General features: G+C 63.2%; 13 protein-coding genes. 11 read left to right on the forward strand and 2 right to left on the reverse strand.

Annotation, left to right across the window (positions count from 1 at the left end; translation table 11 throughout):
* The 7 genes from M0639_RS24220 to M0639_RS24250 all read left to right on the forward strand — a co-directional run bounded on the left by M0639_RS24220 (nt 1) and on the right by M0639_RS24250 (nt 9935).
* Nucleotides 1-1881, forward strand: a complete 1881-nt coding sequence (locus tag M0639_RS24220; RefSeq protein ID WP_231915054.1) for a dipeptide/oligopeptide/nickel ABC transporter permease/ATP-binding protein — start codon at nt 1-3, stop codon at nt 1879-1881.
* Nucleotides 1878-2669, forward strand: a complete 792-nt coding sequence (locus M0639_RS24225; protein ID WP_003940215.1) for an ABC transporter ATP-binding protein — start codon at nt 1878-1880, stop codon at nt 2667-2669. The genes M0639_RS24220 and M0639_RS24225 overlap by 4 nt, the downstream gene beginning before the upstream one ends.
* On the forward strand, nt 2666-6049 hold the full coding sequence (locus M0639_RS24230; RefSeq protein WP_064073477.1) for a serine hydrolase: 3384 nt from the start codon (nt 2666-2668) through the stop codon (nt 6047-6049). Before M0639_RS24225 ends, M0639_RS24230 begins: the two co-directional genes overlap by 4 nt.
* The gene (locus M0639_RS24235; RefSeq protein ID WP_064073478.1) at nt 6046-7209 is read left to right on the forward strand and encodes a M20/M25/M40 family metallo-hydrolase; all 1164 of its coding nucleotides are present in this window, start codon (nt 6046-6048) and stop codon (nt 7207-7209) included. The genes M0639_RS24230 and M0639_RS24235 overlap by 4 nt, the downstream gene beginning before the upstream one ends.
* Nucleotides 7187-8008, forward strand: coding sequence for a GNAT family N-acetyltransferase (locus M0639_RS24240; RefSeq protein WP_007731362.1), 822 nt, complete (start codon nt 7187-7189; stop codon nt 8006-8008). Before M0639_RS24235 ends, M0639_RS24240 begins: the two co-directional genes overlap by 23 nt.
* A complete protein-coding gene (gene menC / locus M0639_RS24245; protein ID WP_030535169.1) occupies nt 7998-9131 on the forward strand; it encodes an o-succinylbenzoate synthase in 1134 nt (377 codons plus the stop codon). Before M0639_RS24240 ends, menC begins: the two co-directional genes overlap by 11 nt.
* 123 nt (nt 9132-9254) lie before the next feature.
* Entirely contained in the window at nt 9255-9935 is a 681-nt protein-coding gene (locus M0639_RS24250; protein ID WP_003940028.1) for a 3'-5' exonuclease, read from the forward strand.
* A 28-nt stretch (nt 9936-9963) separates the two neighbouring features.
* On the opposite strand, the gene M0639_RS24255 is transcribed toward M0639_RS24250, so the two are convergent.
* Complete coding sequence (locus M0639_RS24255) at nt 9964-11391, reverse strand: amidase (protein ID WP_003940167.1); 1428 nt, start codon at nt 11389-11391, stop codon at nt 9964-9966.
* Between the two features lie 115 nt (nt 11392-11506).
* The gene (locus M0639_RS24260; protein WP_030535167.1) at nt 11507-12373 is read right to left on the reverse strand and encodes a helix-turn-helix transcriptional regulator; all 867 of its coding nucleotides are present in this window, start codon (nt 12371-12373) and stop codon (nt 11507-11509) included.
* Between the two features lie 131 nt (nt 12374-12504).
* On the opposite strand from M0639_RS24260, the gene M0639_RS24265 reads away from it, so the two are divergent.
* From M0639_RS24265 to M0639_RS24280, 4 genes are all read left to right on the forward strand, one after another.
* Nucleotides 12505-14109: an acyl--CoA ligase family protein gene (locus tag M0639_RS24265; protein ID WP_003940122.1), complete on the forward strand. Its 1605-nt coding sequence runs from the start codon at nt 12505-12507 to the stop codon at nt 14107-14109.
* A 28-nt stretch (nt 14110-14137) separates the two neighbouring features.
* A complete protein-coding gene (locus M0639_RS24270; RefSeq protein WP_003939674.1) occupies nt 14138-14830 on the forward strand; it encodes a TetR family transcriptional regulator in 693 nt (230 codons plus the stop codon).
* Nucleotides 14831-14989: 159 nt separating this feature from the next.
* A complete protein-coding gene (locus M0639_RS24275) occupies nt 14990-16147 on the forward strand; it encodes an acyl-CoA dehydrogenase (protein WP_003939784.1) in 1158 nt (385 codons plus the stop codon).
* Nucleotides 16148-16234: 87 nt separating this feature from the next.
* Nucleotides 16235-17083: a 3-hydroxybutyryl-CoA dehydrogenase gene (locus M0639_RS24280; RefSeq protein ID WP_020909078.1), complete on the forward strand. Its 849-nt coding sequence runs from the start codon at nt 16235-16237 to the stop codon at nt 17081-17083.
* Nucleotides 17084-17158 lie beyond the last annotated feature (75 nt).

The following is a 17158-nucleotide window of genomic DNA, read 5'->3' on the forward strand; positions in this document are numbered from 1 at the left end:
TTGAGCACCTCACCTACGGCCCCCACTGCGGCCCCCAAGACGCCCCCGCGACGACACTGGATCGTCGGAACGTTCCGCACCCCATTGGGAATCCTGGCCCTCACCTTCCTGACCGCTCTGATCGCCCTCGTCATCTTCGGACCGATGATCTGGGGTGACGCCGCTGTCGCAGCCAACCCGAAGGCACTGTCTCAGGGACCGAGTTCCGAGCACATCTTCGGCACCGACGCCGGCGGACGTGACGTCTTCGCCCGCACGATGACCGCCGCGAGACTGTCGGTGCTCATGGCTCTCGGAGCCGTCGCACTCGGTGTCACAATTGGCCTGATACTCGGTACGCTCCCGACGCTCGCTCCCCGCTGGGTCGGACGAATGGTCGTGGCATTCCTCAACTTCGCCATCGCATTCCCCGGGCTGCTCCTCGCGATCTTCCTGTTGGTCGTTCTCGGACAGGGTGCTGGCAGCGCGGTGATCGCCATCGGTCTCGCCCTGGCCTCGCCGTTCGCGAGGTTGACGTACGCACTGGCTTCGTCGGTCAACGGACGCGACTTCATCGACGCAGCACGCATCCTCGGGGTTACCAAGCCGGGGCTGCTGTTCCGCCACATTCTCCCCAATATCCGTGAACCACTCATCGTCAATGCCAGCATCGCTGTCGGCAGCGGCCTCGTGGTCTTCGCCGGACTCTCGTTCCTCGGCTTGGGCATTCAGCCGCCTGCATTCGACTGGGGTCGGATGCTCAACGAAGGTCTGTCGAAGATCTTCGTCAACCCGGCCACCGCACTCGCCCCCGGCATCGCCGTCGTGCTCGCCGGTTTGACCTTCACGCTGCTCGGCGAGGCCATTGCTCGCGGCGCGGGAGTTCGCAGCCCGATCAGCAGTCGCCTGCCGAAGTGGAAGCCGATCAACCGGAAAACTGCCCAGGCCGATTCGACGCCCACCGACAAAGACGCGGTACTGACCGTCCGCAACATGTCCGTCGCAGTCCCCGCGGGTGACGACTGGCGTCGCCCCGTCGACAACATCAGTTTTACAGTTCATCGCGGCGAAACCGTAGGCATCGTCGGTGAATCCGGCTCCGGAAAGTCACTGAGTTGCATGGCAATTGCGCAGCTGACCGACCACCCCACCGTGGTCGACGCCGGGCTCATCGAGTTCGACGGCACCGTGCTGATGAAGGACGGCAAGCGGCCGGACGACGCGGCTTCGCGCAAGGTTGCCCGCCAACTCGGCACACGTATGGCGATGGTGTTCCAGGATCCGATGTCGTCCATGAATCCGTCTCTCAAGGTCGGATACCAGGTCGCCGAGATCGGTTGGCTCCACGAAGGTATGAGCAAGGCCGACGCGAAGAAGGCGGCAGTCGAGCGACTGAACGCCGTCAAGATCCCCGACGCGCCCAGGCGTGCGAAGCAGTACCCCCACGAGTTCTCCGGCGGTATGCGTCAGCGCGCGATGATCGCCATGGGTCTGATGGGTAAGCCCGCTCTGATCATCGCGGACGAACCCACCACTGCGCTCGACGTGACCGTTCAGCGTGAGGTCCTCGGGCTGCTCCACGAGGTTCGCGAAGAAACCGGCGCCGCAATCCTTCTCATCTCGCACGACATGGCCGTCATCACCGGCATGTGCACCCGTGTCCTGGTCATGTTTGCCGGCGAAATCGTCGAAGACATCGCAGTCGACGATCTGATTGCCGGCCGTGCAAAGCATCCGTACTCCCGCGCGCTGATCGCCGCGGTCCCCACCATGAGCACCGATCGCGACAAGCCGCTTGCCACCGTCGACGAAGCCTGGCAGGTGGAGAGCCTCGACGCCGAGGAGAGCACCGCCGACATCGAGTTGGAAGAACTGTTGGCTGTTGCAGAGGAGATCCGATGAGCAGACTCGAATTCCGTGACGTCAACGTCCACCTCGGTAGCGGTTCGAAAAAGTTCCACGCCGTCAAGAACATCAATCTCGACATCCCCTCCGGATCGGTGGTCGGTCTCGTCGGTGAATCGGGTTCCGGAAAGTCGACACTGGCGCGAGCAACTGTCGGCCTGGCCGAGCCCAGTTCCGGCCAGATCCTTCTCGACGGTGTGGACGTCGCTCACGCCCGCGGCGCGACGGCTCGTCTGCGCCACCGGATCCAGATGGTCTTCCAAGATCCGTACTCGTGCCTCGACCCGCGAATGACCATCGGCCAGTCACTCGCCGAGGCGCTGCGGTCCACCGAGCGTCGTGACAAAGCTCGGCGCAGCCGCGGCGACCGCGCTGCCGAGGTCGCTCGACTCCTCACCACCGTCCAACTGCCGGTGGAGAAGGCGCACGAATACCCATCGTCGTTGTCGGGTGGTCAGCGCCAACGCGTTGCTCTCGCGCGGGCTTTGGCAGCCGCACCGGCAGTTCTGCTTGCCGACGAAATCACCTCCGCTCTGGACGTGTCCGTGCAGGGCGCGGTTCTGAATCTGTTGGTGGATCTGCAGAAGCAGCTTGGTCTGACGGTTCTGTTCGTCAGTCACAACCTGGCGGTGATCCGCTACGTCTGTGACCACGTCGCAGTCATGCTCGGCGGCGAGATCGTCGAGCACGGGCCGGTTCTCGACGTGATCGATTCGCCGAAGGAGCCGTACACGGCAAAGCTGTTGTCCGCGATCCCGACATTCGGGGAGCCGATGTTCCAATGACAACGCCGACCACTCTCGACTCCCCCGCTGCCGTAGCCCGTGCCGAAGAACGTCGTTCGGCGAGAATCCAGGATTACGCGTCCGTGGTTACACCGACCAGCATCGCCGTATCGGCGTCGGGACGCATTGCATACGTACGTACCGAAGCGAATCCGGCTGCGGATACCAACGAGCACTCGATCTGGTTGGCTTCCCCGCAACTACAGCTCACCGCGGGACCTGCCGACACCTCGCCGGCCTGGCATCCCGTTTCGACGCTGTTGGTCTTCGTTCGGCCGGATTCCTCGGGCACACCACAACTGTGGAAGGTCGACGCCACGGGGGGCCCGGCAACACAGCTGACCACCACGGCGCAGCTCCCGCTCGGCGCGGGGGCACCGGTGTTCTCTCCCGACGGCGCTCGGATCGCCTTCAGCGCCCCCGTCGACCGCACTGCCGCCGGATCGTCATGCCTCTTGGTGGCGAAGCGCCTCAACTACAAGGTCGACGGATCCGGTGTCCGGGGCAGCGTTCGGGCGCACCTGTTCGAGTTCGATCTGGCCGCCGGCTCGCTACGGCAGCTGACGGACGGCGATTGGGACGCTTCGCATCCCGCGTACAGTCCCGACGGCACCGAACTGGCTTTCACCGCGGCGATGGACGGCGACGCCGATCTGACGCGGGCGAGTTCCGCCTGGACCGTATCGCTGACTGATCTCGCCTCCGCTCCGCGGATGTTGGGGCACGCACGCGGCATCGCAGGACCACTTGCATGGACACCTGCCGGCGACGCCGTCGTAGCAGTCGGTTGGCACACACCGATCATTCACAACAACGAACTTCTTGTCCTGCACCGCGACCAGCGAGTGGAAGACCGCAGCCTGACGTCCGGACTCGACCGAAACGTCATGCCGGGCGGAACCGGTTATCCCGGTGGCGCACCGAGTTTCACCGCCGACGGCGACATCGTCTTCTGCATCCGCAACCACGGCTCCACCGAACTGCACAAGGTCGATTTCGGATCAGGCTCCGTCTCACCACTTCTCACCGGCGAGCAGACAGTGGTCTCAGGCCTTGCCCTGACGTCCGGGCGAGCCGTCGTCGCGCTGGCAACGGCGACATCCTTCGGCGAGGTCGCCGTCATCGACCTCGAGACTCGTGCAGTCGAAACGGTCACCGAATTGAACACGGAACTGACAACTTCCGTCGCGTTTCCAGTCGCCTCCGAGCGTTGGTTCGACATCAGCGACGGCACCCGTGTTCAGGGTTGGATCCTGCGCGACCCGAACGTCACGGGCGCCGGTCCGCTGGTTCTGGACGTCCACGGCGGACCACACAATGCCTGGACCGGAACACCCACCCCGATGCACGCATACCACGCGGAACTGGTCGCGCTGGGATACACGGTCTTGATGATCAATCCGCGCGGAAGTGACGGCTACGGAAACGACTTCTTCGACGGTGTGCGAGACGGCTGGGGTGAGGCGGATCGTGCCGACCTGCTCGAACCAGTCGAAACCCTTGTCGCCGAGGGGATGGCCCATCCGAAGCAACTGGTGCTCACGGGCTACAGCTACGGCGGATTCATGACGTGTGCCCTGACGTCCGTCACCGATCGGTTTGCCGTCGCAGTCGCCGGTGGTCTCGTTTGCGACATCGCGAACACGGCCGGCCCCTCGGACGAGGGCATCTTGCTGCAGACGGTCGAATTCGACCCGCAGTCATCTCGGGTACGGGAACTTTCGCCGCTGGGGCGAGTCTCCCAGGTGACGACACCGACGCTGATCCTTCACGGCGGCAGCGACGTCCGTTGCCCAGTCAACCAGGCCGAACAGTGGTTCGGTGGACTGCGTTTGGCCGGCACCCCGACCGAGTTGGTTGTTTTCCCGGACGCGTCACATGACTTCGTGTTGACGGGTCGGCCGTCGCACCGACTGGAGTACAGCACTCGTCTCGTCGACTGGATCGAACGGCACCTCTCCCCCAAGCCCGCACTGACCACGGTCGATCCCGACTACTGGCAGTACCGACTCGACACCCTGAGTGCGAAGTACGGGGTGCCCGGCGCCTCACTGGGAATTCTGACCACAACCCGCAGCGGATTCTCCCGCACCGTGGTCACGTCCGGTGTCGTCAGTACCCGCACCGGCGTCGCGGCTACGCCCGACACGTTGTTCCAGATGGGTTCGATCAGCAAGGTCTGGACGGCCACCCTGATCATGCAGCTCGTCGAAGAAGGATTGCTGGATCTCGACTCACCTGTCCGGAACATCTTGCCGGACTTCGCAGTTGCCGACGCGGTAGCCACCGAAACGGTCACGACTCGCCACCTGTTGACTCACACCAGTGGCATCGACGGTGACGTTTTCATCGACGGCGGACGCGGGGACGACTGCGTCGAGCGATACGTCGCAGCACTGAAATCAACGGTGCAGCTCTTCGCCCCCGGCACCGATTGGTCGTACTGCAACACCGGCTTCGTGATCGCCGGACGAATCATCGAGGTTCTCCGAGGTAAGAGTTGGGACGCGGTTCTGCGCGAGCGGATCATCGAACCGCTCGGCCTGACCAAAACCACGACCCTGCCTGAGGAGACGGCACTGCACCGCGCTGCAGTCGGGCACGTCGGCGGCGCCGCAGTCGGGCACGTCGGCGGCGCCGACAATCTCGAGCAGACACCACAGTTCCTCATCCCCCGCTCGATGGGCCCCGCCGGCCTCATCAACAGCACGGCCGAAGATCTACTCCTGTTCGCTCAGGACTCGATGCGCGAGGATCCGGTTCTCCTTCGGCGTTCCACTCATCTGGCGATGCTCGAGGAGCGCCGCCAGATCGGTGACGTGTCGTCAGCGGACATCATGGGAACCACGTGGCTGCTGCACAATTGGGGCGGGGTACTGGCTCATGGCCACAATGGCGGAACTCTCGGCCAGCAGTCGTTCTTGCGAGTGGTGCCGTCGTGCGGTCTAGCCGTGGTCCTGATGGCCAACGGTGGAGCAATGGACGCTCTCTCCGGCGATCTTCTGGCTGAAGTAATCGGTTCGATAGGCGGCGTCAGTGTGACACCGGCATTCTCGCCTGGTGACCCCCACACCCGCGTCACGTCCTCACCTGAAGAACTCGATGCGCTGTGCGGCCTGTACCGCGATGCCGCAGCCGATTTCGTCTTGGAAAGGACCGGCGGTTCCCTGACCGCCCGCCGCACCGATCACATCGACCCTTCGGTCACCGCCGAAAGCGCAGAGTCCGTCTCTCTCAGCCTGATCGAAGTTCACCCTGGAGTATTCGCGACCCAACTACCTCAATCAGCGGGTTGGATCCGGATCACTTTCTCCGACAACGGGAGTACACAATTGCTACACGTCGGAAGCCGCGCGTATCCGCGAGTGAACAACCGATGACCATTCTCCGCGATCTGGCCGAGCGCCAACTTCCTCAGATCCTCGAGGACGCCATCGCGCTCATCGAAGTCGAGTCGCCGTCACACGATCTCGAAGCTGTTGCCCGCAGCGCGAAGTGGACGTCAGACCTTGTCCACGAACGACTCGGCGTGACACCGGAGTCGATAGTGACGGAAGGCCGTACCCATCTGGTGACCCGTTTCGGCAGCTCACCGACGCGGCTGATGCTGCTCGGTCATCATGACACCGTGTGGCCGATCGGCACCCTGACACGCCTGCCCGCAGCCGTCACCGACGGAGCGCTCCGAGGTCCGGGCGGACTCGACATGAAACTTGGTGTCGTTCAGGCAATCCACGCCCTCGCTATCGTCCGGGAGCTGCACGGCGACGATGCACTCGACGGAATCACACTCCTCGTGACCGGTGACGAAGAAATCGGTTCACCCACGTCGCGGTCCCTCATCGAGGAACTTGCGGCAGGCGCGGTACTGGTTCTCGAGGCCGGCGGTGACGGTGGCGAACTGAAGACTGTCCGCAAGGGAGTGTCGCTGTATCGGATCCATGTTGCCGGTCGCGCCGCCCACGCCGGGCTGGAGCCGGAAAAAGGCATCAACGCTGCAGTAGAACTGGCTCGTCTCGTGATCGCGATCAACGACTTGTCCTCGCCGGCACAGGCAACCACCGTCACCCCGACTGTCATTTCAGCCGGAACCACAACCAACACCGTTCCGGCAGAAGCCTTCGTCGACGTGGACGTGCGCGCAACCAGCGCCGCCGAGCAGGAGCGCGTCGATGCGAATATCCGAGCCCTGCAGGCAATCCACCCCGAAGCCGTAGTCACGGTCTCGGGTGGTGTCAACCGTCCACCTCTCGAAGGGACGATGTCCGCACCGTTGCTGGCGTTGGCGGAACGCGTTGCGCTCGAGCATGATCTGACTACGCCCGTCGGCCTCGCCGTAGGCGGAGCCTCGGACGGAAACTTCACTGCCGGTATCGGTATCCCCACCCTCGACGGCCTCGGTGGCGTCGGCGGCGGTGCACACGCCGAGACCGAGCATGCGCTCGTGTCCGCAATCGCTCCGAGGACGGCGTTGGTTGCGGGCCTTATTCGTTCGATCACGTCTGAAGGGGGCCCTCGTGTCGAAAAGCAAAGCGGTTGAGTTTCGAGAACTGGTCGATACCCGCGAAATAGCCGATCTATCCGCCGTTTTCGACGAGATCTGGGCTACCAGTCCCGGACCGGCTCATTTCGGCACGGCGATGTTGGTTGCGCTTCACCACGGTGGTCACTACGTGGTGGGAGCCTTTTCCGAAGGCGAAATGATCGGTGGTTGCGTCGGATTCTTCGTCGAGCCTCTCGGCGAGGTTCTGCACTCACACATCGCCGGAGTACTACCGGGACACGCAGGCAAGGGAATCGGCCGCGCCCTCAAGCATCATCAGCGAGACTGGTGCATCGAGCGCGGCGTCAGGACGATCCGGTGGACCTTCGATCCACTGGTCGCACGAAATGCCTATTTCAACATTCAGCGTCTCGGAGCCGAACCGGCCGAATACAACCCGGATTTCTACGGGTCGATGGCAGACGGAATCAACGCAGGCGACGCCAGCGATCGTATGCTCGTCAGTTGGGACCTCGACGTCGATGGATCTCCGAGTTCTACTGTGGCCGTGAATGATACATTCAAGGTGCTTCAACCCACCGAAGACGGTACGCCTCGAATGCTCCCGATCCCACCCGACTGCGTCGATATCGCAGTCGGAATACCCAGAGACATCGAGCATCTGAGAACAGTCGACCGCGCCTCTGCCTTTGCCTGGCGACACGCGCTTCGCGAGTACCTCGAACCACTGATCGCCTCGAAGGAATGGCAATCGACCGGCTTCGACCCCAGCGGCTATTACATGTTCACGAAAATCTGCGAGACAACCGGAGAAGAGCAAGTCCATGCACATTGAGTCCGTCGAATTGCGCGAACTGCGCATCCCTCTCGTCTCCCCCTTCACCACGTCATTCAGCACCCAGCTCGAGCGCAACACCCTCGTCCTGAAAGTGAGCGGCACCACCGACGGCCCCAACGGTCCGGTGGAGACCGTCGGCTGGGGCGAGTGCGGCTCGCTCAGCGATCCGTACTACAACTCCGAATACACCGCTGGTGCGCGGGCGATGCTTCGCGAGTATCTCGTTCCGACGCTGCGTAAGTCGCAGTCGGATCAGCCGCTCTCGGCCGAGACGGTCGGCAGCGTACTTCACCACGTCGTGGGTCACCAGATGTCGAAGTCGGCTATCGAAATGGCAATCCTCGATGCTGAATTGCGCGCTCGTGGACAGTCTTTCGCTCGGTACCTCGGTGCCACTCGCACTCGGGTGCCCTCGGGAGTGTCCGTCGGCATCCAGGACAGCATTCCGCAGCTACTCGAAACCGTCGGTAACTATCTGTCGCAGGGTTACGTGCGAATCAAGCTGAAGATCAAGCCGGGCTGGGACATCGCTCCCGTCGCTGCGGTGCGCAAGGAGTTCGGCTACGACGTCCCTCTGCAGGTCGACGCGAATGCCGCGTACACCCTCGTCGACGCGCAGTTGCTGCGCCGCCTGGACGAATTCGCACTGCTCCTCATCGAACAGCCGCTGGCCGAGGACGATTTGGTGCAGCACGCCAAGCTTGCCCAGTCCCTCTCGACTCCGATCTGCCTCGACGAGTCGGTCGAGTCGGCCAAGGATGCGGCGGATGCCATCACGCTCGGCGCCGCTTCGGTCATCAACATCAAGCCGAGCCGCGTCGGTGGATATCTGGAAGCCAAGCGCATTCACGATCTCGCCTCGGCGCACGGTATTGCGGTGTGGTGCGGCGGAATGCTCGAGACCGGAATCGGCCGCGCCGCCAACGCAGCCCTCGCGGCGCTGGACGGATTCACGCTGCCCGGCGACATCTCGGCGTCCGATCGCTTCTACAAGGAAGACATCACCGAACCTTTTGTCATCGAGGACGGCCACATCGCCGTGCCGCAGGGACCGGGCTTCGGTGTGACTCCGCGCGAAGACGTCATGGATCGCTTCACGGTCGGAACCGAGATTCTGTAGGTCCGTCACACAGTCACGCAGCAGCCACCTCCACCTTCACCCCGGAGGTGGCTGTTCGTCGTTTGTGTCGGTAGGGGGGTGCATAGTGATTCGGACATGACGTTCTGCACCGAAAGGCCCCCGATGAGTAGCTGGTCCGATCGCCCGATCTGCGCGTTCGACCTCGAGACCACGGGGCGGGATCCGTCGACCGCTCGTATCGTCAGTGCCTGCGTCGCGGTGATCGACGGTTCGAGTGTCGAAACACGCACGTGGCTACTCGATCCCGGCGTCGACATCCCCGCCGGCGCCTCGGCTGTTCACGGCATCAGCACCGAGTTCGCGGCGCAACACGGCCAGGATTATTCCGAGGGCTACGAAGAGATTCGCGAGGCTCTGCACAATTCCTGGGCGCGCGATCACGCCGTCGTGGCGTTCAATGCCTCCTATGATCTGACGGTCATGCATGCCGAGGGTCTGCGCATCGGCAAGCCTGCATTCGTTCCGGGGTTGGTGATCGATCCGTACGTGATCGATCGGGCGATGGATACGTTCCGCAAGGGCAAGCGAACGCTTGCGGCCGTGTGCGAGCACTACGGAATTTCATTGGAGTCGGCGCACGAAGCCGAGGCCGATGCCAAAGCTGCGGCAGCGTTGGCCCGCGAGTTGGCCGTGCGGTTCCCCGACATCCTGGGGCTCGATCTCATGGTCGATCAAGCCGATTGGCACGCCGAGCGGCAACGCGATTTCGCCGAGTACCTTCTCAGCCAAGGGAGGGACGTGGCAGATGTGAACGGCCAGTGGCCGATTCGCATCATCGCCTGACGTCCTCCCCGGCTCGGACGACCGCGCGCTACGCCGGGACCGGCGGCCACACCGGCGCAATGGACCACGGACGGGCTGTTTCGAGCTGCGACGCAACCTGAATCAGCAGATCTTCACGGCCGAACGCGCCGACCAACTGCACGCCGATCGGAACGCCGGCCGAGTCATGACCCATCGGCAAGGAAATCGCCGGCTGACCTGAACTGTTGAACGGACTGGTCAAGCCGCTGTACCCGGCCGAATGCTCCCAGATCGACATAGGATTCGCCGTATCGAGCAGACCGAGCGGAGCTGCCGGCCGAGCCATCGTCGGAGTCAGCAACAGGTCGTGATCGACAAAGAACGCACCGATCACCTGGGCGGCCCGCTCGAGTTCCTGCAGCGCCTTGACGACGTTCGTCGCACTTTCGGACTTCGCGCGGTCGTAGATCATCCGCGCCATCGGCTCGAGGTCGTCGTCGCGGATCGCGCGGTTCAGGGCGTCGAGTCGTTCGTCGACCTCGATCGTCATCGGAATGCCCATCAACACCGACAGCCCGGCAGTGAGCGCATCGAGCGGAAAGTTCGGGGCACTCTCGGTGACATCGTGACCGAGTTCTTCGAGCAGGCCGGCAACACCGGTCGCGACGGCCGAGCACTCCGGGTCCACCGGTGTGCCGTCAGGAAGAGCGTTACTCAGACCGATCCGCAACCGTCCGGGATCGGCACCCACTTCCTCGATGTACGGCCGCTTCGGCGCCAGGATCACGTAAGGATCGCCCACTGTCGGCCCGGCGGACAGATCGAGAAGCAACGCAGTGTCGCGGACACTTCGGGTGAGCGCGTGATGAACACTCATCGGCGACGAGAAGAGCGTGCGCGCCGGTGCCGTCGGAGTACGTCCTCGGCTCGGCTTGAGGCCTACCAGGCCGCAGGCCGATGCGGGAATACGGATCGATCCACCACCGTCGCTGGCATGCCCGCCTGGCACAATCCCGACGGCAACAGCTACAGCCGTGCCACCCGAAGATCCGCCGGGCGAACGATCAAGGGCGTAAGGGTTACGGGTGGGTCCGAACAGCGCAGGTTCGGTACTCGCGTTCTTGCCGAACTCCGGGGTGTTCGTCTTGCCGATGACAACCAGACCAGCCTGGCGGTAGCGCTCGACGAGCGTCGAATCTTTTTCTGCCACAGCGTCGGCGAACAATCGAGATCCATTGGTGCTCGGCAATCCTGCGACGTCCATGCCGAGGTCTTTGATCACGAACGGGACGCCCTGCAGTGGACCATCCGGCAGGCCGCCTGATACCTCGTTGCGCGCTTCCTCTCGGCGCTCACTGATCACCGCGTTGACTGCCGGGTTGCGCTCGTCGAGCCTGTCCAGACTGAACTCGAGGACTTCCTTGGCGGAGACGTCGCCGCTCTTGATCGCTTCGGCCAGGCCGGTCATGTCGTTGTTGTCGAACAAATCCTGCATCGATGCCCTCATCACTCGTGTCGAACTCTGCCGATAGTGAGGTCCGTCATATCAACCGGAGTGGCGACGCAGTTCCGAAATTCCGCTTGGCGGGACCGATCAGAGAATCAAGCCCTCACAGAATCAAACCTTGCCGCCGCGCTTCCACGACCGCTTCGTGACGACTGCGGACGTCGAGTTTTCCCATCAGATTCCTCATGTACGTCTTGATCGTTTCGACGCTCAGGGACAACCTCTCGGCGATCTCGGCATTGCGCAGTCCGAGAGCGACGTACCCCATCACCTCCCGCTCGCGTGGCGACAGGACAACGGTGTTCGCGACTGGAGTGTTCGCGGAAGGTTTCGGCGACGCCAACGCCCGCAACTTTGCCTCGACCGCGAGGACCTGCGCGCTGAGAGCCATGTCCTCGAGGTTCGCCGCGATCTCGCCGAGCGCCAGGACGCTCTCGGTCAACCCTTCGGATATCTGGGCATCGCGGTTCGAACCATGTTCCACCGCAGCGGTATCGAGCATCGCCACCCGACGATCTACTTCGTCGCGAATCTCGAATTCTCGGGCCAACGCGTACGACGATCGCATCATCGTCTCTGCGATCACGTCGCCGATCGGCAGGTTGGCACGCAGTCCTCCGTAGATCGCTCCGCGAGTAACCCCGCGAACGACGATCGGGACTGCCATCAAGGATTCGATCGCTTCGGTGCCCACTTCGTAGTCGTAGTCGTGAGTGATGTGCGACGAGTTCGCGTAGTCCTGGACCGCGCCCGGTCGTTGTTCTGCGATCGCCCGACCGCCGAGTCCGCATTCGGCGTCGATCCGCAGGTTTCGCAGGATGTTGCTGCGCGTGCCGACGTGACCGGTGATGGTCAGCGACCGGTCGCTGACGCAGCCGCCGAACAGAACCGGCAACTCGGTTTTGGGGTGCAGCCGACGCAGTTCGGCGCGCAACGCGTCGTCGTCGCTCGGTCTCAGTACCCTGCTCACTCTCACCTCCACGTACCCAATTCAGAGGGTAGCGGCACCTTTGGCTGGGCAATAGCGTGCATCCAGGCCATTTGTAGTGCCGATCACACTTATCGTGACACCAACCGTGCCACGTCGCCTTCGGAGGAACCGTGTCTGTCCCGACAGCTGTCGCAGCCAACAACACCCCGCTCAGTCCGCTGCGCTTTCTCGAGCGCAGCGCCGCGGTGTTCCCCGAGCGCACCGCCGTCGTTCACGGCGACCGGACCTACTCGTACCGAGAGTTCGGTGACGAGGTCGCGGCTCTGGCCCGCGTCCTGCGTGAACGCATTCAGCCCGGTGACCGCGTTGCATACCTGGCGCCGAACGTACCCGAGATGCTGTTCGCGCATTTTGCCGTCCCCCTCGCCGGCGGGGTCCTGATCGCCCTGAACTCACGCCTCGCCGGTCCCGAACTCGAATACATTCTCGATCACTCGGGAACCACGATCCTGTTCGTGGACTCCGAATTCGTCGGTTCGGTCACCTCGTCCAAGGCAAACGTGGAGAGCCTGCGTGAGATCGTCGAGATCCCGGACTCCACCGTCCCCTATCCGGACGTTCCCACCGGAATCGTCACCGGGCAGTACGCCGATCTGATTGCCGAAGGCGAAGCTCTCTCCGATCAGCCACTGCACTGGGGCGTCGACGACGAGCAGCAGTGCATCGCCATCAACTACACCTCGGGTACCACCGGAAAACCCAAGGGCGTCATGTACTCCCACCGCGGGGCGTACCTGAACTCGCTCGGCGAGACATTCCACAACGGCTTCGACGGAGCGACGAAGTATCTGTGGACACTGCCGATGTTCCACTGCAACGGGTGGTGCACGCCGTGGGCCGTCACTCAGGCCGCGGGCACACACATCTGCCTGCGCGCGGTCCGCGCCGATGCGATCTGGGACGCCATCGACAATCTGGGCGTGACACATCTGTGCGGCGCTCCTACCGTCTGCTCCACCATCGCCGACGCAGACCAGGCCCACAAGGTCGACGCCTTGCGCATCACCACCGCCGGCGCTCCCCCGTCACCGACGATCATCGGAAAACTCGAAGACATCGGTGTCACCGTCGTTCACGTCTACGGCCTCACCGAGGTATACGGCCCCTACACGATCTGCGAATACCAGGAAGCCTGGGACGACAAGCCGCAGTCCGAGCGCGCCGCACTTCTCTCTCGTCAGGGAGTCGGCATGGTGCAGGCCGAAAATGCTCGCGTTGTCGATGCCGAGATGAACGACGTCCCCGCCGACGGCCAGACCATGGGTGAGATCGTGCTCCGCGGCAACAACGTGATGCTCGGGTACTACCGCGACGAGGCCGCGACAGCCGAAGCATTTGCCGGTGGTTGGTTCCATTCCGGCGACCTCGGCGTCATGCATCCCGACGGATACATCCAGCTCAAGGACCGCGCGAAGGACATCATCATCTCCGGCGGCGAGAACATCTCCACCGTCGAGGTGGAGCAGGCGATCATGAGTCACCCCGCGGTGATCGACGTGGCAGTCGTCGGCGTTCCGGACGAGAAGTGGGGCGAGCGCCCGAAGGCATTCGTGGTGCTGGGCAAGGGATTACAGGCATCCGCCGAAGACATCGTCGAGCACACCCGCACTTTGCTGGCCGGGTACAAGGTTCCCCGCGACATCGTCTTCCCGCTCGACCTTCCTCGCACCCCCACCGGCAAGGTTCTCAAGTTCCAGCTACGCGCCGACAACTGACGCCGACGAAACCTGGATACTTGCATCCATGACCGAGCGCTCCGATGTACCCGGAACTGACCCCGCACAGTTTCGGGTACACGTCGCGTCTCAAGCGATCCGGTTGTTCTCGGAGAACGGGTACGAAGCCACCACCGTCGAGCAGATCGCCGCTGCCGCCGGTGTGTCGCGTCGGACGTTCTTCCGGCAGTTCCGCTCCAAGGAAGACGTGATCTTCGCCGATCACGAGTCCCTCCTCGAACACGTCGCAGAGTTCCTCGCGTCCGATTCCGCCGACCCCTGGGCGTCCGTGTGCGAGGCCGCGGGACTGGTCTTCGATTTCTTCCGCAGGAACCGAGACCTGTCGATGCGGCGATACCGCGTCGTACAGCATGTTCCGGCTCTTCGCGACCGCGAACTCGTCACCGGATTCCGCTACGAGCGCCTCTTCGTCGACTACCTGCGCAGCGCTGTGCCCCGCGAACCTGTCCTCGAGGTTGTCGGTTTTGCCGCAGCTGTCACCGCGTGCCACAACTACCTCTTGCGAAGCATGATCAAAGGCGACGAGGACGCCACAGCTGACGCACTAAGTCAGGCATTGCTCGACGTTCGGCGGACGTACGGCGTGGCACCCGGGTCCAAGACCAGCACGCCAGAATCGAAGTCCGTGCTGGTAGTAGCCTTTCCCCCGGGCACGTCCGCTGATGAGATCAGCAGAAAAATCCACGAACAACTCGGCTGACACTGCTCGTGCACCGAAACTTCACACACCCATCCCTTGACCTGGCACTCAGTGCCGTGTTTGACTGGGGTCATGGGCACCGGTCTGTCCGCGAATCTCGCTGGTAACGCCGGAGCCGCACCGACCGCCTTCAAGCCACCTTCACCAAGGAGCGTTCCCATGGCAGGAAACCCGGATTTCAATCTCTTCGCACTGAACGAAGAGCACGACGAACTGCGGGCTGCTATCCGCGGACTCTCCGAGAAGGAAATCGCGCCGTACGCCAAGGACGTCGACGAGAACGCACGTTTCCCCGAGGAAGCGCTCACCGCTCTCAACGCGTCCGGCTTCAACGCCATCCACGTTCCCGAGGCTTACGACGGCCAGGGCGCCGATTCCGTCGCCACCTGCATCGTCATCGAGGAAGTCGCCCGCGTCTGTGGATCCTCCTCGCTGATCCCCGCTGTGAACAAGCTCGGCACCATGGGCCTGATCCTCAAGGGTTCCGAAGAGCTCAAGTCCAAGGTGCTCCCGGACCTCGTCAACGGCGGAATGGCGTCGTACGCACTGTCCGAGCGTGAAGCCGGATCCGACGCCGCTTCGATGCGAACCCGCGCAAAGGCTGACGGCGACGACTGGATCCTCAACGGCTCCAAGTGCTGGATCACCAACGGCGGCAAGTCCACCTGGTACACCGTCATGGCTGTCACCGATCCCGACAAGGGCGCAAACGGCATCTCCTCTTTCATGGTCCACAAGGACGACGAGGGCTTTGTCGTCGGACCGAAGGAAAAGAAGCTCGGCATCAAGGGCTCCCCCACCGCCGAGCTGTACTTCGAGAACTGCCGCATCCCCGGTGACCGCATCATCGGCGAACCGGGCACCGGCTTCAAGACGGCTCTCGAGACGCTCGACCACACGCGTCCCACCATCGGCGCACAGGCCGTCGGCCTGGCCCAGGGTGCACTCGACGCAGCACTGGCATACACCAAGGACCGCAAGCAGTTCGGCAAGTCCATCAGCGACTTCCAGGCTGTGCAGTTCATGCTCGCCGACATGGCGATGAAGGTGGAAGCCGCACGTCTGATGGTTTACACCTCCGCAGCTCGCGCCGAGCGCGGCGAGAAGAACCTCGGTTTCATCTCCGCTGCGGCGAAGTGCTTCGCTTCCGACGTTGCCATGGAGGTCACCACCGACGCAGTGCAGCTGTTCGGTGGCGCCGGTTACACCACCGACTTCCCAGTCGAGCGCATGATGCGCGACGCCAAGATCACGCAGATCTACGAAGGCACGAACCAGATCCAGCGCGTCGTGATGTCGCGTGCGCTGTTGAAGTAAGGCACTTCGCGCCCCTGTGCGCCTTTCTGGTAGTTCTGACTACCGGAACGGCGCACAGGGGCTTGCCCCTAATTTTTGAGGAGAATTGTGGAACTCGTAGGCGTAATCGGCGGCGGCACCATGGGTGCCGGCATTGCCGAAGTTTGTGCAAAAGCCGGTAGCTCGGTACTGGTGCTCGAAACCAAAGAAGAATTTGCCGCCGCTGCTCGCGAACGGATCGCCAAGTCGATCAACCGCGGCGTCGCCAAGGGCAAGATCACCCAGGAAGACGCCGACGCCGCGATCGCACGCGTCCGCGTCACCTTGGACATGGAAGAGTTCGCCGATCGCGATCTGGTGATCGAAGCTGCTCCCGAGATCGAAGCTCTCAAGTACGAGATCTTCGGCAAGCTCGACAAGATCGTCAAGCCTGCAGGCATTCTGGCGACCAACACGTCGTCGATCCCCGTCATCAAGATCGCCAAGGCCACCTCGCGCCCCGGCCAGGTTGTCGGCGTTCACTTCTTCAACCCCGTGCCGGTCATGCCGCTCGTGGAGATCGTGGTCAGCCTGACGACGTCCGAAGAGACCGTTCTCGCCGTCACCGACTACGCCAAGAACACCTTGCGTAAGAAGACGGTTCGCGCGGGCGACCGTTCGGGCTTCATCGTCAACGCTCTGCTCATCCCGTACCTGTGCCAGGCTGTCCGGATGCTCGAATCCGGCTACGCCACAGCAGAAGACATCGACGAGGCCATGAAGGGCGGCTGCGGCTACCCGATGGGCCCGCTGACGCTGCTCGACACCGTCGGTCTCGACATCGCTCTCGCAGCAGCGGAGTCGCTGTACGCGGAATTCGCAGAACCGCACTACGCTCCGCCGGCGCTGCTTCGCCGCATGGTCGACGCCGGTCGCCTCGGCAAGAAGACCGGTCGCGGCTTCTACGAATACGCCTGAGTCCGACCGCTTCACTCTTCCGGCCCCTCACCTGTTGCAGGTGAGGGGCCGGAGTTGTTTTCGGGCAGATCTAGC

The sequence above is a fragment of the Rhodococcus qingshengii JCM 15477 genome, from assembly GCF_023221595.1.
GTDB classification, from domain to species: domain Bacteria; phylum Actinomycetota; class Actinomycetes; order Mycobacteriales; family Mycobacteriaceae; genus Rhodococcus_F; species Rhodococcus_F qingshengii.